General features: G+C 69.4%; 21 protein-coding genes and 1 tRNA gene. 7 read left to right on the top strand and 15 right to left on the bottom strand.

From position 1 onward, the window contains the following. Positions 1-9 precede the first annotated feature (9 nt). A complete protein-coding gene (locus MHN84_RS10795) occupies positions 10-1,002 on the top strand; it encodes a stage II sporulation protein M (RefSeq protein WP_241204634.1) in 993 nt (330 codons plus the stop codon). 104 nt (positions 1,003-1,106) lie between these two features. Here MHN84_RS10795 and MHN84_RS10790 read toward each other — a convergent pair whose 3' ends face one another. The 6 genes from MHN84_RS10790 to MHN84_RS10765 all read right to left on the bottom strand — a co-directional run bounded on the left by MHN84_RS10790 (position 1,107) and on the right by MHN84_RS10765 (position 7,433). Then, positions 1,107-1,994, bottom strand: a complete 888-nt coding sequence (locus tag MHN84_RS10790) for a hypothetical protein (protein ID WP_241204633.1) — start codon at positions 1,992-1,994, stop codon at positions 1,107-1,109. Positions 1,995-2,161: 167 nt separating this feature from the next. Next, positions 2,162-3,484 (bottom strand): DUF58 domain-containing protein, encoded by a 1,323-nt coding sequence (locus tag MHN84_RS10785; protein WP_241204632.1) that lies wholly within the window; start codon positions 3,482-3,484, stop codon positions 2,162-2,164. Next, the gene (locus MHN84_RS10780) at positions 3,481-4,404 is read right to left on the bottom strand and encodes a MoxR family ATPase (protein WP_241204853.1); all 924 of its coding nucleotides are present in this window, start codon (positions 4,402-4,404) and stop codon (positions 3,481-3,483) included. Before MHN84_RS10780 ends, MHN84_RS10785 begins: the two co-directional genes overlap by 4 nt. Positions 4,405-4,454: 50 nt before the next feature. Continuing rightward, positions 4,455-5,594 carry a DUF4350 domain-containing protein gene (locus MHN84_RS10775; RefSeq protein ID WP_241204631.1) on the bottom strand — a complete coding sequence of 380 codons (1,140 nt, stop codon included), beginning with the start codon at positions 5,592-5,594 and terminating at the stop codon, positions 4,455-4,457. Next, complete coding sequence (locus tag MHN84_RS10770; RefSeq protein WP_241204630.1) at positions 5,591-6,238, bottom strand: DUF4129 domain-containing protein; 648 nt, start codon at positions 6,236-6,238, stop codon at positions 5,591-5,593. The genes MHN84_RS10775 and MHN84_RS10770 overlap by 4 nt, the downstream gene beginning before the upstream one ends. Before the next feature lies 1 nt (position 6,239). Continuing rightward, positions 6,240-7,433 (bottom strand): hypothetical protein, encoded by a 1,194-nt coding sequence (locus MHN84_RS10765; RefSeq protein ID WP_241204852.1) that lies wholly within the window; start codon positions 7,431-7,433, stop codon positions 6,240-6,242. Positions 7,434-7,527: 94 nt separating this feature from the next. On the opposite strand from MHN84_RS10765, the gene MHN84_RS10760 reads away from it, so the two are divergent. Next, a complete protein-coding gene (locus MHN84_RS10760) occupies positions 7,528-8,514 on the top strand; it encodes an LLM class F420-dependent oxidoreductase (RefSeq protein ID WP_241204629.1) in 987 nt (328 codons plus the stop codon). Between the two features lie 10 nt (positions 8,515-8,524). Next, a complete protein-coding gene (locus tag MHN84_RS29670) occupies positions 8,525-8,653 on the top strand; it encodes a hypothetical protein (RefSeq protein WP_255730277.1) in 129 nt (42 codons plus the stop codon). On the opposite strand, the gene MHN84_RS10755 is transcribed toward MHN84_RS29670, so the two are convergent. The 5 genes from MHN84_RS10755 to ponA2 all read right to left on the bottom strand — a co-directional run bounded on the left by MHN84_RS10755 (position 8,650) and on the right by ponA2 (position 14,549). Continuing rightward, a complete protein-coding gene (locus MHN84_RS10755; protein ID WP_241204628.1) occupies positions 8,650-9,576 on the bottom strand; it encodes a phosphatase PAP2 family protein in 927 nt (308 codons plus the stop codon). The genes MHN84_RS29670 and MHN84_RS10755 overlap by 4 nt on opposite strands. A 74-nt stretch (positions 9,577-9,650) precedes the next feature. Continuing rightward, positions 9,651-9,724, bottom strand: a tRNA-Pro gene (locus MHN84_RS10750). Positions 9,725-9,964: 240 nt separating this feature from the next. After that, the gene (locus tag MHN84_RS10745; RefSeq protein WP_241204627.1) at positions 9,965-11,071 is read right to left on the bottom strand and encodes a PLP-dependent cysteine synthase family protein; all 1,107 of its coding nucleotides are present in this window, start codon (positions 11,069-11,071) and stop codon (positions 9,965-9,967) included. Continuing rightward, a complete protein-coding gene (locus MHN84_RS10740; RefSeq protein WP_241204626.1) occupies positions 11,068-12,042 on the bottom strand; it encodes a metallophosphoesterase in 975 nt (324 codons plus the stop codon). The genes MHN84_RS10745 and MHN84_RS10740 overlap by 4 nt, the downstream gene beginning before the upstream one ends. Positions 12,043-12,089: 47 nt before the next feature. Continuing rightward, on the bottom strand, positions 12,090-14,549 hold the full coding sequence (gene ponA2 / locus MHN84_RS10735) for a transglycosylase/D,D-transpeptidase PonA2 (protein ID WP_241204625.1): 2,460 nt from the start codon (positions 14,547-14,549) through the stop codon (positions 12,090-12,092). Between the two features lie 311 nt (positions 14,550-14,860). On the opposite strand from ponA2, the gene MHN84_RS10730 reads away from it, so the two are divergent. Further along, complete coding sequence (locus MHN84_RS10730; protein ID WP_308192932.1) at positions 14,861-15,217, top strand: WhiB family transcriptional regulator; 357 nt, start codon at positions 14,861-14,863, stop codon at positions 15,215-15,217. Between the two features lie 68 nt (positions 15,218-15,285). On the opposite strand, the gene MHN84_RS10725 is transcribed toward MHN84_RS10730, so the two are convergent. Continuing rightward, positions 15,286-16,416, bottom strand: a complete 1,131-nt coding sequence (locus MHN84_RS10725; protein WP_241204851.1) for an ArsA family ATPase — start codon at positions 16,414-16,416, stop codon at positions 15,286-15,288. A gap of 13 nt (positions 16,417-16,429) precedes the next feature. Then, the gene (locus tag MHN84_RS10720) at positions 16,430-17,461 is read right to left on the bottom strand and encodes an ArsA family ATPase (protein WP_374238355.1); all 1,032 of its coding nucleotides are present in this window, start codon (positions 17,459-17,461) and stop codon (positions 16,430-16,432) included. A gap of 46 nt (positions 17,462-17,507) precedes the next feature. Between MHN84_RS10720 and MHN84_RS10715 the strand changes: the two genes are divergently transcribed. From MHN84_RS10715 to MHN84_RS10705, 3 genes are read left to right on the top strand one after another with little or no spacing between them, the layout of a single operon-like run. Then, the gene (locus MHN84_RS10715) at positions 17,508-17,669 is read left to right on the top strand and encodes a DUF4177 domain-containing protein (protein WP_110798036.1); all 162 of its coding nucleotides are present in this window, start codon (positions 17,508-17,510) and stop codon (positions 17,667-17,669) included. Positions 17,670-17,677: 8 nt separating this feature from the next. Then, positions 17,678-18,142 (top strand): RidA family protein, encoded by a 465-nt coding sequence (locus tag MHN84_RS10710; protein WP_241204850.1) that lies wholly within the window; start codon positions 17,678-17,680, stop codon positions 18,140-18,142. 15 nt (positions 18,143-18,157) lie between these two features. Continuing rightward, complete coding sequence (locus MHN84_RS10705) at positions 18,158-18,931, top strand: MBL fold metallo-hydrolase (protein ID WP_241204623.1); 774 nt, start codon at positions 18,158-18,160, stop codon at positions 18,929-18,931. Positions 18,932-18,935: 4 nt separating this feature from the next. Here the strand turns inward: MHN84_RS10705 and crp are convergent, their stop codons facing one another. Further along, positions 18,936-19,610 (bottom strand): cAMP-activated global transcriptional regulator CRP, encoded by a 675-nt coding sequence (crp, locus tag MHN84_RS10700; RefSeq protein WP_046365140.1) that lies wholly within the window; start codon positions 19,608-19,610, stop codon positions 18,936-18,938. A 103-nt stretch (positions 19,611-19,713) separates the two neighbouring features. Next, complete coding sequence (locus MHN84_RS10695) at positions 19,714-20,043, bottom strand: hypothetical protein (RefSeq protein WP_241204622.1); 330 nt, start codon at positions 20,041-20,043, stop codon at positions 19,714-19,716. Positions 20,044-20,069: the final 26 nt, after the last annotated feature.

Genomic DNA, 20,069 nt, shown 5'->3' with positions numbered 1-20,069 from the left:
GTCGGCGGGGTGGATGTCGACGCGTTCGTGCTGGCGCACCGGCCGGCCTGGGATCGCCTCGACCATCTGGTGAAGCGGCGCAGGCGGCTCACCGGTGCCGAAGCCGACGAACTGGTGGAGCTCTACCAGCGGGTGTCGACGCACCTGTCGATGGTGCGGTCATCGTCGGCGGACGCGGTGCTCGTCGGCAAGCTCTCCAGCCTGGTGGCACGGGCACGCTCCGTCGTCACATCCGCGCACGCCCCGCTGTGGCGGGAGTTCGTGCGCTTCTGGACGGTGTCGTTCCCCGTCGTCGCGTATCGCTCCTGGCGGTGGTGGGCGGGTACCGCGATCGCGTTCTTCGCCGTGTCGGCGGTGTTGGCGGTATGGGTCGCCGGCACCCCCGAGGTGCAGGCCACGATCGGCACACCGCGGGAGATCGAGCAGCTGGTCAACACGGAGTTCGCGGCCTACTACAGCGAGCACCCGGCGGCGTCGTTCGCGTTCAGCGTCTGGACCAACAACGCGTGGATCGCCGCGCAGTGCGTGGTCGCGGCGATCCTGCTCGGAATCCCCATCCCGTACATCCTCTTTCAGAACGCGCTCAACTTCGGGGTGCTCGCGGGCGTGATGTTCGGCGCCGGCCGCGGCGACGTCTTCCTCGGGCTGATCACCCCGCACGGGTTGATCGAACTGACCGCGGTGTTCCTGGCGGCGGCCGCGGGCATGCGGCTGGGCTGGTCGGTGGTGGCGCCGGGGGACCGGCCGCGTGCGCAGGTGCTCGCCGAACAAGGCCGGGCGGTGATCTCGGTGGCGATCGGGCTGGTCGCGGTGCTGGCGATCGCGGGGCTGATCGAGGCCTTCGTCACGCCGTCGCCGCTGCCCACGTTCCTGCGGATCGCGATCGGGGTGGCCGCGGAGGCCTGCTTCCTCGGCTATGTCGGGTACTTCGGGCGTCGCGCTGTGCGCCGCGGCGAGACCGGGGACATCGACGACGCACCCGACTACGTCCCGACGGGCTGAGTGTGTTCCGGCGAGCAGACTTTGTTCCGGCGAGCAGACTTTGTTCCGGCGAGCAGACTTTGTTCCGGCGAGCAGACGCGAACTCGAGCTCTTTTGGGCGTGTCTCACGCGAGTTTGCGACTGTTCGCGGGGATGTGGCGGTCCAGATGTGCGGCGATCCGCTCGACGAGTTTCCGGGGATACATCCGCACGTCGGCGGCCACGATCGGAATGACCGTCCACCCGAGCTGTTGAATCGCGGCAAAACGTGCACGATCGCGGAGCATCTCGAGCCGTCCGGCGTGCCATTCGACACTCTCGTACTCCGCAACCACACCGGCGTCGGGCCAGGCGAAATCGACGCGCCAATTGTCGATCTGGTACTGCAACTCCGGCAGGGGGAGACTGCCGTCGATCATCACCAGGCGGGCCTCGCTCTCCATCGGCGATTCGGCGCGGCCGTCGGCGACGGGTGCCAGCGCGCGCACCGCGACGATGCCGCGGCGGCCTTTCTGCTCGGTGATCGCTTGCTCGATCTCGCGGGGCGTGCACCATCCCGAGTGCAGGGCCGCGTCGAGAGTGGCCAGTGCGCGGGGCCGGGGCAGCATGCGAGCGGTCTCGACCGCGGTCCATGCCGGAGCGGTCGCGAGCCTGCCGTCGACACGCTTCAGCGGTGCGCCTAGACGCTGGTGCACCATCAGACCGAGGGTCGGCCGCAGGCGAATGCCGGGGTCGAGCACATGCAGCGTCGTGGTGCCCTCGGTGTCGAAGCCGTAGAGCGCGGCCGCGGTCCCCAGGCATGCGACAGCGGGCTGACCCAGGTGGTGATCGAGTACGGCGAGTCGGCCCGCGCGGTCGGGGAGCGCCCTGCCGTACATGCCATGCCGAACGCGGATGAGTTCACCCCGCTTCGCCAGGTGATCGAGCCGGCCGCGGGTGATGACGGTGAGAAGCGTTGCGGTGTCGACGAAATCTCCGTGGCGAATGAACAGGTCCGCGAGCGCCGGTTGCATGCCGCGATCGTGCGGCCGGCACGACGGGGGTGTGGCGCACCAATCGGTGCATCTGGGGATGAATGCGTGTCTGGGGATGAATTTCTCCCGGCGAGCAGACACGAACTCGAGCCGACACGCCGCGGAAAAGCTCGAGTTTGTGTCTGCTCGCCGAAAGAGGGTGAGCCCTACAGGCGGCCGGTGGCCTTCATCGCCAGGTAGTGATCGGCCAGCGCCGGCGCCAGGTCCTCCGGCGGTGCGTCGACGACGTCGACACCGCGGCTGCGCAACCGCGATGCGATGTCGCGCCGCTCGCCTCGGGCCCGCTCGGCCGCCGCGGCGTCGTACACCTCGACCGCATCCGCCCGACCCGCCGCGAGCGCGTCGACCCGCGGGTCGGACACCGCAGCCAGCAGCACCTGATGCTTGGCCGTCAGCTGCCCGAGCACACCCATCAGCCCCTCGTCGATCGCGGCGGCGTTCAGATCCGTCAACAGCACGACCAGCGCCCGCCGCCGCACCCGCCGCAGCACCGCCGCCACCATCGCGCGCGCGTCGGACTCCACCAGCGCCGGCTCCAACGGCGCCATCGCCTCGACGAGCCGAGCCAGCAGCTCGCTGCGCGACGCGGTGAACACACCGGCCCGGGTGACGCGATCGTGTGCCAGGAAGTCGACATGATCACCTGCGCGAGACGCCAGCGCCGCCAGCAGCAGCGCGGCATCCATCGACCAGTCCAGCCGCGGCCAGCCGACCGGCTCGGCCGCCGCGGGATCGACACCGACGCGGCCCGCCGACGTCCGCCCGGTGTCCAGCACGATCACCACCCGCCGATCCCGCTCGGGACGCCACGTGCGCACCACCACGTCGGCGCGCCGGGCAGTCGCACGCCAGTCGATCGACCGGACGTCGTCGCCGACGACGTACTCGCGCAGCGAATCGAACTCGCTGCCCTGGCCGCGGATCAACGCCGGTGTCGCACCCTCGAGTTCGCGCAAGCGCGCGAGCCGCGACGGCAGATGCTTGCGTGAGAGGAACGGCGGCAGGACGCGGACGTCGCCCTCGACGCGGTGCGAGCCCTGCCGGCCCGCCAGCCCCAGCGGGCCGAGCGAGCGGGCGGTGACGGGACCGGACACCTGATCGCCGCGACGAACCGGGTTCAGCGTCGTGGTCACCGAAACCTGCGCTCCGACAGCAAGATCGATCGCGTGGGTGCGTGGTGTCGCGGCCGCGCTGGGCGCCCAGGCGTCCCGCACCACCCCCCGGAAGCGGGACCGCCCACGGTTGGTGATGCGCAGGGTCGTCTCGACCGGCTGGCCGAGCCGCGCCGATCGAGTCCCGCTGCGCATGAACTCGAGTGCGCGCGGGTTGCCCGCCAGCGCGACGTCGACGAGTACGGCGGCGCACAACAGAGCCGACAAGGCCACGAAAGTCAGTGCAGGAGAGGGTGACAACCCGACCGGCACTGCGCACACCGCCGCGACCAGCCCCGTGCGCCCGGTCAGGATCACCAGCGGGGTACCGGTACCGCGGAGAGGATGCCCTCGAGAACACCGTCGGCGCTGGCACCTTCCAGCTCGGCTTCCGGTCGCAGAGCCACCCGGTGCCGCAGCGTCGGGCGAGCCATCGCCTTCACGTCGTCGGGGGTCACGTAGCTGCGGCCCGACAGCCACGCCCAGGACCGGGCCGTGGCCATCAGCGCCGTGGCCCCGCGTGGCGACACCCCCAACTTCAACGACGGGGAATGCCTTGTGGCGCCGACGATGTCGACGATGTAGCCGAGCACCTCGTCGGCGACGAGCACTCGCCGGACCGCCTCCCGGCCCGCGGCCAACTCCGCCGGTCCCGCGACGGCCCGCACGGCGGACAGATCCCGCGGATCGAACCCGCGGGCGTGGCGATCCAGGATCGCGATCTCCTGATCCCGGGGCGGCAGCGGGATGTCGAGCTTGAGCAGGAACCGGTCCAGCTGCGCTTCGGGCAGTTGATAGGTGCCCTCGTACTCGATCGGGTTCTGTGTCGCGGCCACGATGAACGGGTCGGGCAGCGCTCGTGGATCGCCGTCGACGCTGACCTGGCGCTCCTCCATCGCCTCCAACAGGGCGGCCTGCGTCTTGGGTGGCGTGCGGTTGACCTCGTCGGCCAGAAGCAGATTCGTGAACACGGGACCGGCGCGGAAGGTGAACTCGGCCGTGCGGGCGTCGTAGACCAGCGAACCGGTGACGTCACCGGGCATCAGGTCCGGCGTGAACTGAACCCGCTTGAACTCCAGTTGCAACGCCGCCGCCAAGGTGCGCACCAGCAGCGTCTTCGCGACGCCAGGAACCCCCTCGAGCAGGACGTGGCCGCGGCACAGCAGCGCGACCACGAGACCGCTGACCACCGCGTCCTGGCCGACGACGACCTTGCCGATCTCGGTGCGCAGAGCCATCAGCGCAGCGCGGGCCCCCTGCTCGGAGTGGTCTGTGGTGCTCGGCTGTGTCACGACTGCGCGACCTGCCTTTCGATGTCGTCGAGTGCGCGGGCCAGAGCCACCAGCTCGGTGTCGTCCTCCGGTGGCTGCCCGTACAGGATATGGGCGAGGGCCTGCGGGTCCTGTCCGCAGCGTCGGGCCAGGGCCGCGACGACGGCCCCCGGGACGGCGTCGGGTCGCAGGCCCAGCCGGGGCAGCAGACGTTGTCGGGTCGAGGTGCGCAGCGCGTCGGCCGCGCGATCGCGTGCGCGCCGCGACCGATACAGCCGGCCACGGCCCTCCACGGTCTCCGAGGCGCGCACGACCACCGGCAGAGGTTCGGCCACCAACGGGCCCACGCGCCGGCCGCGCCACAGCGCCAACAGGGCGACGGCCACGACGAGCTGAAGCACCATCCAGACGACCTGATCGGGGATCAGGTCGATGATGTCGGCATCGCCCGTCGAGGCGGTGCCCTCGCCGCGTTGCGGCGCATACCAGATCACCGTGTTGCGCGTACCGGTCAGATTCATCGCCAGCGCGGCGTTGCCCTCCTCGAGCAGACCGGAATTCGTCAGGAAGCTCGCGTCGCCGAGCACGGTGACGGTTCGTCCCGCGTCGTCGTATCGGGCCAGCGCTCCGCCGTAACAGCGGGTCACCGGGGTGGGCCCGGTCGGTTCGAAGGTGTCGGACACCCCGAACTGGACGGACCCTGCGCGCTGCGCTTCGCGCAGATCGCATCCCGGTGTCAGGCCGCCGAATTCGGTCGCGTCACTGCTGCGCACCGCCGGCGCCAGCGCCTCGCGGGTCTTGCCGATCGGCGCCAGGAGAAGCCGGTCGCCGGGCAGAGCCGCGAGCCGGCGCAGCTGGTCGTCGTCGTAGAGCCAGAACGTCTGGCCTGCGACCAGCAGCGTGTCCGGGCGCGCGGCGCGCTCGACGTCGGCCACCGAGTCGGCGACGACGACGTCGATTCCGTTGTCGCGCAGCAGAGCGATCAACGCCCGGGTACCGTCGGGGGACGTCGACGTGGGCTCGAGGGGTCCGCCGGGACGAGGCGATGTCAGCCAGGTGCTCAGTGTCGCGATCGCGACGATGGCGACGAGCGCGAGCAGGACCCAGCGCCAGGTCTTCCATCGCTGCCCGAGCGTGGGGCCGATCGCGGTGGTCATCGCACCGGGGCCCAGGGAGGCTGCGCCGGAGGTGCCTGCGCCGCGGTGGCCGCCGGCCGCCGGCCCAGCGCATCGTCGAGGGCACTCACCATCCGATACTGCTCTTCGGTGCCGGCCACGTCACCGTAGCTGACGTCGTTGAAAACACCTGCGGCGGAATCGAAGTGGGAGGCCAATTCGGGTAGCGAGCGTCCCGCGGCCTGGGCCAGTTCGGTGGCCGTCCGGCCGGGTGCCGCGCCCAGCACCTCGTCGTCCTCCAGCTGCCGGGCCACCGCACGCAACCGGTGCTGGATCGCCGGGGTCCATTCACCGTGTGCCGCATGACGTTGCGCGGTGGCCCGGTGTTCGGCGGCGCTGAGGACGTGACCGGCGAACAGCGCGTCGGTCTCGGTTGTGCTGGTGCGCTTGGCTCGTCGCGCGATTCGGATCACGACCAGGACAGCGACGATGCTCAGCAGTACCAGGATCGTCACCGTCACCCAGCCACCCGGCAGCGATGCCGCTTCGGCGGTGATGCGGTACAGCAGGCGATCCAGCCAGGCGAGGAACTGGTCGGTCAGCGACGGCCGGGGATAGATCGCTTTTGACAGTTCGTTCTGTGCCGCGTCCCGGGCTGCGTCGCGGTCGATGTCGATCGGGGCCACGTCACCGCCGGCCGGTCAACCACAGATCGTCGGTGGAGTGCGGCGCTGTCGGCGTCTGCACGGCGCCGGTCTGCAGCACGAGGTCGAACGCCTCGGCGCGGATGCGGCGATCGGTGTACTGCAGCACCACGATTCCCGCGTTGAACGGGCCGGTGATGATCTGCCCGATCGCGCCGCCGACGGCGATGATGACCAGCGCGACCATCGCCGCGGACACGCTGCCCCCGGTGCTCAGCAGGACCTGCCCGCCGAAGCTGAACGGGATCGCGACGGCACCGGCGACCAGCTGCGCGACCAGGACCGCGAGCAGGCGGATGCCCAGCACGCGCCAGAAGTCACCGCGGATCAAGGCGAACGACCGCTTGACTGCCGAGACGATGTCGCGGCGCTCCAGCACGATGGCGGCCGGGGTGAACGACAGCATCGTCCCGACGTAGAAGAGCCCGGCCACCAGCGCCAGACCCAGCGGCACGGCGACCGCGAAGGCCGCCCACCCGTTGACGAACACCCCGACCGAGACGACGATCGCCACGACGATGCCGATGGCCACCACCGCGCCGATCGCCTCGAGCACCGTGAAGCCGAGCAAGGCCCACAACCTCGGCTTCAGCCGGTGCCATGCCTCGGCGATCGTGATGTCCGCGCCGAAGATCGCCCGGCCGATGACCACGGTGAGCAATCCGCTCAGCAGAATCGTCGAGAGCGCGGTCGCCACTGCAGCGGTGAAACTCGACAGCAGTGAGGCGATGCCCGCGCCGGTCTCGAACATCGTGGCGCCGGTGGCGGCGCTGTCGATCGCCTGCTCCACGTCGCCGCTCAGGGCCAGCGGCCACAACGACAGGATGAGGGCCACCACCTGCGCGGCGACCACCACGATCGTCGTCAATCCCAGCGTGGCCTTGGGGTTGGCCCGCATGTACGCGAATGCCCCGTTGAACATGTCCGACAGCGTCAGCGGCCGCAGCGGCACGATGCCCGGACGCAGCACGGGTGGCGGGCCCCAGCCCGACGGTCCGAAGCCCGGCGGCGGCCCGTAGCCCGGCGGGGGACCGTACCCGGGCGGCGGGCCGTAACCCGGCGGCGGGCCGTAACCCGGAGGTGGACCCCACCCCGGAGGGGGACCGTACCCGGGTGGTGGGCCGGCAGGAGTGTTCCAGCCCGGGGCCGCCCCGTAGCCGCCGGCGTCGTAGGTCATGATCACCATCTTGTCGAGCGTGCCGGGTCTTGACAACGCGGCCCCCCGCCCGCGCGGCTCGTTTCGGCACGGGCGTCCCGGGTACTCCCGCGGCATGACCCGTTTCGGCTACACCCTGATGACCGAGCAGAGTGGACCCAAAGACCTTGTCCGCTATGCAGTTTCGGCAGAGCAGGCCGGTTTCGACTTCGAAGTCTCCAGCGACCACTATTTCCCCTGGCTGGCCTCGCAGGGCCACGCGCCGTATGCCTGGACGGTGCTCGGCGCGGTGGCGCATGCGACCGAACGTGTCGAGTTGATGACGTATGTGACCTGTCCGACGATCCGGTATCACCCGGCGGTCGTCGCGCAGAAGGCTGCCACGCTGCAGATCCTGGCCGACGGCCGCTTCACCCTCGGCGTCGGCTCCGGGGAGAACCTCAACGAGCACATCGTCGGGCAGCGCTGGCCGACCGTCGCGCGCCGTCAGGACATGTTGCGCGAGGCGATCCAGATCATCCGGGAACTGCACACCGGTGAGCTCGTCGACTGGAAAGGCGAGTATTTCGAGGTCGATTCGGCTCGGATCTGGGATGTGCCCGAGGTACCGGTGCCGATCGCTGCGGCCGTCTCCGGAGACCGCTCGGTGGAGAACTTCGCCCCGCTGGCCGACCATCTGATCGCCGTCGAGCCGAACAAGGACCTCGTCGACGCCTGGCACGACGCCCGTCGCGCCACCGGATTGCCCGGCGACGTGCGGGTGATCGGACAGATCCCGATCAGCTGGGACCCCGACCGTGACGCCGCGATCGAACGGGCCCACGACCAGTTCCGCTGGTTCGCGGGCGGTTGGGCGGTCAACGCCGACCTGCCCACCACGATGGGCTTCGACGGGGCCACCCAGTTCGTCCGTCCGGAGGACACCGCGGACTCGATCCCGTGCGGACCCGACCTCGACGCGATCGTCGACGCCGTCTCCGAGTACTGGAAAGCCGGGTTCACCGACATCGCGCTGGTCCAGGTGGGCGGCGACACCCAGGACGCATTCCTGAGCGAGGCGGCGGGGCCCCTGCTCGAGAAACTGCGCACTGCGGCGGCGTGAGGAGGCAACGATGACACGCGGTAGCGGAATCTACGACGATGACGAGGGTTCGACGGCCGACCGGGCGCGCGACACCGAGAAGGACCCGGACCGCGACACTCCGGACGTCGACAAGGACAGCGGAGAGCCGACCGCCTAGCGCGTCGCGACAGGATCGTGGCGGCGTTTGGTCTCCAGCCGGTACCACGTCCACCAGAACAGCAACGCCGACCCGATCGACCCCGCCGCGGCCAGCCACTGCGAGCTGAGGAACAACCGCCACGCCGTCGGCTCGTCCTCGACGTGGGCTGCCACTGCGTGCAGCATCTGGACCCCGCCCAGCCCCAGGCAGGCTGCCCCGATGACGCCCACCGCGACGACGAACACGGTGCGCAGGACGAAGCGTTGCGGGCTGGGGGACACCACCGCGCGAATCCGGCCGGTGCGCGAGAGCAGCAGCGCGGCCAGGCACGCCACCGCCAGCGCCACCGCGTCCGCGGCCAGTGTGTCCGAGAGCCGGTGCGCCTGGATGATCACCGTGTAGGCCCCGATGCCGACCGCCCACGTCAACGTCAGGAACATCGCGATGCCGCGGAACCGGTAGGGCATCACGATCATCGTCGCGAACAACAGGCACATCGCGGCTGTGGTGTGCCCGCTGGGCAGCGTGTTCTCCGCGAATTGTCCGTCGATCGCGGTCAGGTCGGGCCGGGACAACACGTGGTACTTCAGGATCTGCGTGACCGCCTGGCCGCCGAGGATCACCCCCACCCCGGCCACCGCGAGCCACACCTGGCGACGCAGCAGGCCGATCGCGGCGACGAGCACGGTGGCGGCGATCTGCGAACCCACCGTGATGGTGTGAAACGCCCGCAGGGCGACCCGGTGCAGCTCGGGGTCGACCTGATCGGCACCGCGCAGCGCCGCGTCCTCGAGCCGCTGACCCAGCGTGGTCTGGACGGCCAGCAGATACACCGCGACGAGGACCAGGAGCGCCACGACCAGCACGACGGCCCACTGCCGGCGCGCCCGCCGCAGCCGGTCGTCGCCGACGTCGGCGATCCGCCGTCGTGCCCTCGTCACCGGCCATCCCCCTGTCGGCTCGACCCCAGAGACAGGAAACGCCCAAACCGGCAATCGGTTTGGGCGTCTTGCTGTCGGGGTGGCGGGATTCGAACCCACGACCTCTTCGTCCCGAACGAAGCACGCTACCAAGCTGCGCCACACCCCGTGTGAAGCCACGACAGCGTATCGCACGGCCCTGGGGTGAAGCCAAACGCATGACACGCCGCGGGATGGAATGGGTATGTCAGTGGCGTTGTGCACACTGACGAACAGCGACAATCGAAACGAGGCAGGTCATGACCGGATTGGGTGCATCGCTCTACCTGGGCTTCTTCGCGCTGGCAGCGCTGTGGCTGTTCCTGACCTCCGACGGGCCCCTGTCGCCGCTGTCGCGGCGGTCACAGGATCACGGCCAGCGGCCGGACCGTTCGAACTCGGCCAGCACCTCGGCGGGTTCCGACGGGTCGAGTCCGTGGCTGATGAGCCACTCGTCGCGAAAGTAGGTCTCGGCGTAGCGTTCGCCGCCGTCGCACAGAAGGGTCACGACCGAGCCCGACCGGCCGGCCTCGGCCATCTCACACAGCAGCTGGAAGGCACCCCAGACGTTCGTCCCCGTCGACGGGCCCACCCGGCGGTTCAGGACCCGGCTGACGTGGTGCGCGGTGGCCACCGATGCCGCGTCGGGCACCGTCATCATCCGGTCGACCACTCCCGGCAGGAACGACGGCTCCACCCGGGGCCGGCCGATGCCCTCGATGCGGGAGGACTTCTCGGTCACCACCTGCGGGTCGTCGCGCACGAATGACGGATAGAACGCGGAGTTCTCCGGATCGACGACGCACAGCCGGGTCGGATGCCGTCGGTAACGCAGGTAACGGCCGATCGTCGCACTGGTACCGCCCGTACCGGCCCCGACGACGATCCACTCCGGAATCGGGTGGGCTTCGCGCACCATCTGGTCGAAGATCGATTCGGCGATGTTGTTGTTGCCCCGCCAGTCGGTGGCTCGTTCGGCATTGGTGAACTGATCGAGGTAGTGCCCGCCGGTCTCCTCGGCCAACCGCTGCGCCTCGGCATAGACCTGTGCCGACTCGGTGACGAAATGGCAGTGGCCGCCCTGGGATTGGATCAGCGCGACCTTGGTCGCACTGGTGGACGCGGGCATCACCGCGATGAACGGCAGCCCGATCATCGACGCGAAATACGCCTCCGACACCGCCGTCGACCCGGACGAGGCCTCGATCACCGTCGTGCCCTCGCAGATCCACCCGTTGCACAGGGCGTAGAGGAACAGTGAGCGCGCCAGCCGGTGCTTCAGGCTGCCGGTGATGTGGGTGCTCTCGTCCTTCAGATAGAGCGCCAGATCGCAGTCCTGCCCCCACGTCGAGGGCAGCGGGTAGCGCAGCAGGTGGGTGTCAGCGCTGCGGCGGGCATCAGCCTCGATGAGCCGGACTGCGTTGTCGACCCATGAACGGGACCGGTCCTGCGCGGCCGACGAGGCCGGGTCGCTCACCGCGCCGATACGGTCGGATGCGACTGTCCGGCAACACGTCCCGCATCGGAGCCGCCCGTCGGCGCGGCCACCAGCGTCAGCAACGTCGCCTCCGGGCGGCAGCAGAACCGCAGCGGCGCGAACGGCGACGTACCGATGCCTGCCGACACGTGCAGCTGGGTCCGCGCACCCCACCGGGACGGGCCCTTGACCCGCGACCGATCCAGCTCGCAGTTGGTGACGATCGCGCCGTAGAACGGCAGGCACAACTGCCCGCCGTGGGTGTGGCCCGCCATGACGAGCTGGTACCCGTCGGCGGCGAAACGGTCGAGCACCCGCGGCTCAGGCGAGTGCGTCAACCCCAGCGTCAGGTTCGCCGTCGGATCGGCCGCCCCCTCGATGGTCGCGTAGCGGTCCCGCGACAGGTGGGGATCGTCGACGCCGGCCGCAGCGATCCGCAGACCCGCGACGTCGAGATCGCGCCGGGTGTGCGTCAGGTCGAACCAGCCCCGTTCGGTGAACGCGGCGCGCAGGTCCTGCCAGGGCAGCGGTTCGCCGTGGATGCGGTGCCCCGGCTTGGTCAGATAGTTCGCGGGGTTCTTCAGCCGCGGCGCGAAATAGTCGTTGCTGCCGAACACGAACACCCCCGGCACCGACAGCAGGTCACCGAGCGCCTGCACGACCGCCGGAACCGCCTTCGGATGGGCCAGGTTGTCACCCGTGTTGACCACCAGATCCGGCTCCAGACCCGCCAGCTCACGCAGCCAGGCCTGCTTGCGGCGCTGCGTGGGGCGCATGTGGATGTCGCTGATGTGCAACACCTTCAGCGGCGAGGAGCCGGGCGAGAGCACCGGCATCGTCGCCTCGCGCAGCACGAACGCGTTGCGTTCGATCACCGAGGCGTAGGCGATGCCGGCCACGAGCGTGCCGGCCGACACGAGCGTGGTGTTCTTCACGGCGGTCGTCACCTTCGAACCAGCAGAACCAGGCATCATTCCAGCCTACTGCCACCGGCTGTGCCGCGAGTGGTCCGCGCCGATCAGGGCGGTGGCGGCGGCGCGGGTGGCGGCGGAGGTCCGAGCACCGGCACGGTGATCGGCGGCAGACCCGGAATGTTGATCACCGTCTCTCCGACCGGCGGCGGTGGTGCGCCCGGCGGCACGGCCCCTGGCGGAGGCGGCGGCGGAGCCGGGGCGATGCCGTTGGAGATCTGGATCGTGATGATCGACCCCGGGACCGTCTGCCCGGTGGGCGACGTGCCGACGACGGTGCCGTAGGACGACGAGCTGTTCACCGGCGTCGCCTGATCGGCGACCTGGAAACCGGCCTCCCTCAGCCGCGCCCGCGCGGTGTCCTGGCTCATCCCGGCCACGCTGGGAACCCGTGAGCCCGGCGCGCCGTCGACATAGCGCGGATCGGTCGGGGGCAGCGCCACGTCTCCGAAGGTGGTGGCGATCGGTTGCATCGCGGTGAACCAGGTCCGGGCCGGCTCGTTGCCGCCGAACAGGTTGCCGTCCCCGCACTGCCGCAGCGGGAACGAGCACAGTTCACCGGGGCTGTTGGAGTCGTCGTAGATGTAGTTGGCTGCCGCGAGCTGGTTGGTGAACCCGAGGAACGCCGACGAGCGGTGCGCCTCGGTGGTTCCCGTCTTGCCCGACATCGGCAGATTCCAGCCGACCGATCCGGCGGCACCGGCCGCGGTGCCGTTGCCCTGGTCGTCATGGCTCATCGCGTTGGCCAGCGTGTTCGCCAGGCCCTCGGGCACCGCCTGCTCGCACGTCTCCGTCGTCACTGCGACCTCTTCGCCGTGGCGGTCGACGACCTGCGCGATCGGATTGGGCGGGCACCACGTGCCGCCCGACGACAACGTCGCGGCGACGTTGGACAACTCCAGCGCGTTCACCTCGATCGGGCCCAGCGTGAACGAGCCCAGGTTCTGCCGCTTGATGAAATCGGCGAGGCTCTCGTTGCTCTCCGGGTCGTAGTCGCGCGCGGTCCCGGGCAAGGCGTAGGAGCGCAACCCCAGCCGGACGGCCATGTCGACGGCGCGCTGCACTCCGACCTGGGCGATCAGCTTCGCGAACGCGGTGTTGGGCGACGTCGCCAATGCGTCGGTGACGCTCATCTGACCGCGGTAGTTGCCGGCGTTCTGCACGCACCACGTGGCGGGTGGGCAGCCGCGCGCGCCGCCGCTCCCCAGGCCCTTGGCCTCGAACCGCGACGGAGCGTCGAGTGTGGCGTTGATGCCCATCCCCATCTCCAGCGCCGCGGCCGTGGTGAAGACCTTGAACACCGAGCCGGCGCCGTCACCGACCAGCGAGAACGGCTGCGGTTGCATCGTCTCCCCGGCGTCGAGGTTGAGCCCGTAGGTCCGGTTGCTGGCCATCGCGAGCACCGGGTGGGACTCCTTGCCCGGCCGGATCACGCTCATCACGCTGGCCACGCCCTCCAGGTCGGGCGCGGCGATCCCGTCGATCGAGGACTTCACCGTGTTCTGGATGTCCGGGTCGAGCGTCGTCTTGATCAGATAGCCGCCCTTGGCCACCTGGTCCTTGCTGATCCCGGCGCGCGCCAGGTAGTCGAGGGCGTAGTCGCAGAAGAACGCCCGGTCGCCGGCGGCGATGCAGCCGCGGGGGAGCTCCTTGGGCGTCGGCAGGACGCCGAGAGGCTCCTGCTTGGCCGCACGCAGCTCGTCGGCGTGCTCGGGGATGTTCTCGATCATCGTGTCGAGCACCAGGTTGCGCCGCGCCAATGCGCCGTCGGGGTTGGTGTACGGGTTCAGCGTGCTCGTCGACTGGACCATGCCGGCCAGCAGCGCGGCCTGCTGCCAGTTCAACTCCGAGGCGTTGATGCCGAAGTAGGTCTGGGCGGCGTCCTGGATACCGAAGGCGCCGTTGCCGAAGGACACCAGGTTCAGGTAGCGGGTGAGGATCTCCGGTTTGGTGAACGTCTTGTCCAGCGTCAGGGCCATCCGGATCTCGCGCAGCTTGCGGGCCGGGGTGGTCTCGACGGCGGCCCGCTTCTCGGCGTCGGTCTGCGCGAGCACCAGCAGCTGGTAGTTCTTCACGTACTGCTGCTCGAGCGTCGATCCACCGCGGGTGTCGAGGTTGCCCGACAGATATCCCGAGAGCCCCGTCAGCGTGCCCTGCCAGTCCACGCCGTTGTGCTCGGCAAACCGCTTGTCCTCGATCGAGACGATGGCCAGCTTCATCGTGTTGGCGATCTGATCGCTGGGTACCTCGAAGCGCCGCTGGCTGTACAGCCACGCGATGACGTTGCCCTTCGCGTCGACCATGGTCGACACCTGTGGCACCTCGCCCTCGACCAGCTGAGCCGATCCGTTGGCCACCACATCCGAGGCGCGGTTCGACATCAGACCCACGCCGCCGACGACGGGGAACATCAGCCCCGCGGCGATCACGCTGGCCAGAAGTACGCACCAGGCGAGCTTGATCACCGTGACCGCACGCGGCGGCCCGGCCTTGTCCTCCTCCGGCATGGGTTACAGAGTAGCGACGCCCGTCCAGCACACCGAGTTCGAGCGCCTCCTCCTGACTCGTGGCAGGAGCTGACAAACGCCGAGGTCGGGCGCCAGGTCGGGCACTGTACCGGCGTGACGGCACGGTTGTCCCAAAAAAGTGGTCACGAACGTATTGCGCAAAACGCCGGTGACCACCTAAATTGAGCGCACAGTGCGATACAGGTCACACAAGGACCTCGCAGTGTGGCGTAGATCGCACTCAGGCGATCGACGTCGCAGTTTCAGCCGTCTGCGTTGTCGGGGCGCGGCCAGAACGAAGGGGATCGCTGGTGTCAGTTACCAAGCCCGCCGCTCGCAAGACCACGGTCAACACAACTAGCGATTCCATTCTGCACGGCGCAGAGGCAGAAGCCCGTATTGCGTGGGTTTCGCAAGCCCGGTGTCGCCAGACCGATCCCGACGAGCTGTTCGTCCGCGGCGCCGCTCAGCGCAAGGCCGCGGTCATCTGCCGGCATTGCCCGGTGATCGCCGAGTGCGGCGCCGACGCGCTGGACAACCGCGTGGAGTTCGGGGTGTGGGGTGGCATGACCGAGCGTCAGCGCCGCGCCCTGCTCAAGCAGCACCCCGACGTGGTGTCCTGGTCGGACTTCTTCGCCGCTCAGCGCAAACACCGCAGCGCCGGCTAGATCGCGCGGCTTTCAGCTACGTCAAAATTTGCTTTGCTGGTACTTGCCGGTTCAGCGGCCCGACGCCGTCAGGCCGCGGCGGTCTGCCCGGTGATCTGATCCGCGATCGCGCGCAGCGCCTCCAGGTCTGACACGTCGAACGGCAGCGACGGCACACCGACGATCGCCACGTGGGGGTTGGCGCCGGTGAACCGCGACAGCAGACGGACCTCCCGCTTGGCCGTCGAGGCCCGGTCGGCATGTACCCGCAGCACGGCAGCGGTCAACGATCCCGCCTCGGCGGCGTCCAACTCGTCGGCCGCCTTGGTCGCCGCATCGGCGTTCAGATCGCACAGCGTCGGGTGGGTGCGGTTGAGGATCAGACCGGCCAGCGGCATCCGCTCCGAGGACAGCCGGTCGACGAAGAACGACGCCTCCCGCAGCGCGTCGGGTTCGGCCGCGGAGACGACGACGAACTGCGTGCCGCGACGCTTGAGGAGCTCATAGGTCCGGTCGGCCTTCTCCCGGAACCCGCCGAACGTGGCATCCAGCGACTGCACGAATCCCGCTGCGTCAGAGAGCATCCGCGAGCCCAGGATCGTCGACATGCCCTTCATCGCCAGACCCACCGCGCCGGTCACCAGACGGCCGATGCCCCGCCCCGGCGCCAGCAGCAGCCGCCACAGCCGGCTGTCCATGAAGCTGCCCAGCCGCTTCGGCGCGTCGAGGAAGTCCAGCGCGTTGCGCGACGGTGGCGTGTCCACCACGATCAGATCCCACTTGTCCTCTGCCAGAAGCTGTCCCAGCTTCTCCATGGCCATGTACTCCTGCGTGCCCGCCAGCGACGTGGCCACCGTTTGGTAGAACTGGTTGTCCAGGATGGCGTCGGCGCGGTCGGGCCCCGAGTACTGGACGACCATCTCGTCGAACGTCCGACGCATGTCGAGCATCATCGCGTACAGCTCACCCGACACCTCGGGGGCCAGCGGGACCCGCTGGGGAACGTTGCCCAGATCTTTGATGCCGAGCGCCTGAGCGAGCCGCTTGGCCGGGTCGATGGTCAGGACCACGACGGTGCGACCGTACTCGGCGGCACGCAGCGCCATCGCGGCGGCGGTGGTGGTCTTGCCGACGCCGCCTGCGCCGCAGCACACGACGACGCGATTGGCCTTGTCGCGCAGTATCGATCCCATGTCCAGGGTCACCGGAGCGGTGCTCATCATCTGCCTCTCGTCACCGCACGCCCTGCTGGGCGAGCGCTTCGGCCAACTCGTACAGACTGCCCAGATCCACGCCATCGGCCAGGGCGGGGAGGTCGAGGCGCGGGACCTCGAGTTCGGTCAGCTGCTCCGCGCTCTCAGCGCGTGCCGCGATACGCGTCGCGTGCTCGATGGTCTCGGTCAGCAGGCCGGCGAAGTCGTTGTCGGACAACGCGATTCCGGCACTGCTCAATCCCGCGCGGATCGCGTCGGCGTCGATGTCGCCGTCGGCCGCCTTGGTCAGATCATCCGGCGGCAGGTACGCGGGGATGTTGCGGTTGATGATCACCGATCCGATCGGCAACTCCATCTCGCGCAGCTCGGCGATCGCCTCCAGGGTCTCCTGCACCGGCAACGCCTCCAGGAGCGTCACGAGATGGATCGCGGTCATGTCGGAGTGCAACAGCCGCACCACGCCGTCGGCCTGCGAGTGCACCGGCCCACCCTTGGCCAGATCCGACACCGCCTTGGTGACGTCGAGAAAGCGGGCGATCCGGCCCGTCGGCGGTGAGTCGACGACCACCGCGTCGTAGTAGCCGTACTTGCCCTTGGCTTCCTTCGGCGTGCGGGTGACGACCTCTTTGATCTTCCCGGTCAGCAGCACATCACGCAGGCCTGGCGCGATCGTCGTCGCGAACTCGACAGCCCCGATCCGGCGCATGGCCCGCCCCGCCAGCCCCAGGTTGTAGAACATGTCCAGGTACTCCAGGAACGCGGCCTCGGTGTCGATGGCCAGCGCGTTGACCTGACCGCCACCCTCCGCGGTCGCGATCTTGACCTCTTCGTACGGCAGCGGCGGGACATCGAAGAGTTGCGCGATACCTTGGCGCCCTTCGACTTCCACGAGAAGCACCTTGCGGCCGCCGGCGGCCAGCGCCAGCGCCAGGGCGGCGGCGATCGTCGATTTTCCGGTGCCACCTTTGCCACTGACGAAGTGCAGGCGCGCCTCGGCCAGCCGCGCCGGCCAGGTACCGCGGGGTGAGCCCTCTGGTGTGGTTGCCACCACTGCATGCTAGCCATAGCGGTCGGAGGCGCCCGATAAGCTCGGCCGCATGAGCGAATCGACCCGGTGGGAATACGCGACCGTTCCGTTGCTGACGCACGCGACCAAACAGATCCTCGATCAGTGGGGCGAAGACGGCTGGGAGCTGGTCTCGGTGTTGCCGGGCCCGACCGGCGAGCAGCACGTCGCGTATCTGAAGCGCGCCAAGTGAGCCAGCCGATCTGGTCCGAGCGGCTGGCCGAGCTGGGCATCGCCCTGCCCGAGGTCGTCGCGCCACTGGCCGCCTACGTGCCCGCGGTGCGCACGGGCAACCTCGTCTACACCGCGGGGCAGTTGCCCATCGCCGGCGGTGAGCTGGTCGAGACGGGCAAGGTGGGCGCCGAGGTGTCGGTCGAGGACGCCGCGCACCTGGCCCGCCGGTGCGCGCTGAACGCGCTCGCCGCCGTCGACGCCCTCGTCGGGATCGACGCGGTCGTGCGGGTGGTCAAGGTCGTCGGCTTCGTCGCATCCGCACCCGGCTTCGGTGGCCAACCCGTCGTCATCAACGGGGCGTCCGAGCTGTTCGGCGAGATCTTCGGTGACGCCGGTGCGCACGCCCGATCGGCGGTCGGGGTGTCGGAGCTGCCGCGCAATGCACCGGTGGAAGTGGAGCTCATCGTCGAGGTTGCCGAAGGCGACGATTAGGCCGAGGTTCAGTAGATGGAGCACCCCGCGTACGGAATGCTGCGGCCGGTCACCGAGACCGCGTCGGTGCTGCTGTGCGACAACCCGGGGCGCATGACGCTCGACGGCACCAACACATGGGTGCTGCGCGGGCACGGCAGTGACGAGATGGTGGTCGTCGACCCCGGACCCGACGACCGGGACGAACACATCGAACGGCTGGCGGCGCTGGGCCCGATCCCGCTCGTGCTGATCAGCCACCGGCACGAGGACCACACCGGTGGAATCGACCGGCTCGTCGACCTGACCGGCGCCGTGGTGAGGTCCGTCGGCAGCGGCTTCCAGCGCGGCCTCGGGGGAGCGCTGACCGACGGTGAGGTCATCGACGCGGCCGGAGTGCGCATCACGGTGCTGGCCACGCCGGGCCACACTGCGGATTCGCTGTCTTTCCTGCTCGACGACGCCGTGCTGACCGCCGACACCGTGCTGGGGCGCGGTACGACGGTGATCGACTCCGAGGACGGCGATCTCGGCGACTATCTGGAGTCGCTCCTGCGATTGCGTGGTCTCGGCCATCGCACGGTGCTGTCCGGGCACGGGCCCGACCTCGACGACCTGGCCGCGGTCGCCGACGGCTATCTGGCGCATCGACACGAGCGCCTGGAGCAGGTCCGCTGGGCGCTGCGGCATCTCGGGGAGGACGCCACCGCGCGTGCAGTGGTCGAACACGTCTACACCGACGTCGACGAAAAACTCTGGGACGCGGCCGAGTGGAGCGTGCAGGCGCAGCTGGATTACCTGCGCCGGTAGCCAGCTACCTCGCTCGGCGCGCCAGGCGCTCGCTGTCGCTGATCAGCACGCTCTTGCCCTCGAGGCGGATCCATCCGCGGTGCGCGAAGTCGGCGAGCGCCTTGTTCACGGTCTCGCGGGACGCGCCGACGAGCTGGGCGATCTCTTCTTGCGTCAGGTCGTGGGTGACGCGCAGCGCCCCACCTTCCTGCGTGCCGAAGCGCTGAGCCAGCTGCAGCAGCTGCTTGGCCACGCGGCCCGGGACGTCGGTGAAGATGAGGTCCGCCAGGTTGTTGTTGGTGCGGCGCAACCGACGGGCCAGCACCCGCAGGAGCTGCTCGGCGATCTCGGGGCGATCGGCGATCCACGCGCGCAGCGCCTCACGGTCCATCGAGACCGCGCGCACCTCGGTGATGGTGGTCGCGCTCGACGTGCGCGGGCCCGGGTCGAAGATCGACAGCTCACCGAACATGTCCGACGGGCCCATGATGGTCAGCAGATTCTCCCGGCCGTCCGGCGAGCGCCGGCCGATCTTCACCTTGCCGGTGATGATGATGTAGAGCCGGTCGCCGGGCTCGCCCTCGGCGAACACGGTGTGCCCGCGGGGGAAGTCGACAGGCTGGAGCTGCTTGGTCAGCGCGGAAACAGCGCTGGGTTCGACCCCTTGGAAGATTCCGGCCCTGGCCAGGATCTCGTCCACGTTGCCCCTCTTGTAGAAGAAGTTGGTAGTCAGACATGCACGCCGACGTCGGTGACGACGGCCGGATCAGTCTAGAGCCATGCCCTGTCGTGACCAGCCCACGCTACACAGGATTGGCATGTCGGGTCTGCTGAAACCCGTTATTGACGCGGCGCGGCAACGACGCGGTCATCGGCAAACCCGACACCGCCGCCGCCTGCACGGGTGCCGCCGCCACCTCGCGCTCCACGCGTCGCCGGTTCTGGTCGCTGATCGCGGTGTCCAGGCCGTCGCGCACCAGCGCGTCGACGTCGCTGGCCTCGGCCTGGCTCAGGAAATCGGCGACCTCGGCCGCCGAGATGGTCTGCTGGCGCAGCCCGGCCTCCACCTTCTCCAGCCCGAACGTCGCCAGCATCAACAACCCCGGTATCAGCGCGACGAGCAACCATGACACATGCGGAATTAAACACGGCCAATGTC

This window comes from Mycobacterium sp. PSTR-4-N (assembly GCF_022348085.1).
GTDB lineage: Bacteria > Actinomycetota > Actinomycetes > Mycobacteriales > Mycobacteriaceae > Mycobacterium.
The sequence above is the reverse complement of the archived record's forward strand: the minus strand, read 5'-3'. Positions and strand labels throughout refer to the sequence as shown.